General features: G+C 38.1%; 1 tRNA gene. It reads right to left on the minus strand.

Features of this window, described 5'->3' with window-relative positions:
• Positions 1-2: 2 nt before the first annotated feature.
• Positions 3-75 (minus strand) — tRNA-Val (locus tag SB660_RS18900).
• Positions 76-603: the final 528 nt, after the last annotated feature.

Consider the following 603-nt stretch of genomic DNA (forward strand, 5'->3'; position numbering starts at 1 on the left):
GGTGGAGGATGACGGGCTCGAACCGCCGACCCTCTGCTTGTAAGGCAGATGCTCTCCCAGCTGAGCTAATCCTCCACTATGTAGGAATCTCTCGATCCGACAAAGATTATTATATACAGGTTTTCATCATTTGTAAAGGCTATATTAAAAAAATTTTATTTCAATTTTCATTACGTATTTCTTTTAACAGATGACCATTATTTCTTCTATTAAAACAGCGTGATCTAACGTTCATCACTTAAACTTCTCCACTCTATATTCTCTTTAAAAACGGGCAATTCCTTCATAAATATTCGCTTCTCACATTAGATACCATGTGGTCCGTATTAGAATTATCTACTATTATCAATACAGAGCTTTTCTATCATCTATTAATCTAACTCTTTACTGGTTATTTCATAGTTAACTGGAATACCCGATCTCATTTTTAAAGTGTTTCACATGCCTGTAAATGCGCTAGAGTGTTGAAACGTTCATCAAACAAGTGCAATCAGCAGCATATTTTCTCAAGAAGCACAAAAAAGACCAGTTCCAAACGGAACTGATCCTTAGACAAGCTTGGCGGCGTCCTACTCTCACAGGGGGAGACCCCCAACTACCATC

This window comes from Bacillus sp. SIMBA_005, assembly GCF_046535585.1.
Taxonomy (GTDB): Bacteria; Bacillota; Bacilli; order Bacillales; family Bacillaceae; genus Bacillus; species Bacillus pumilus.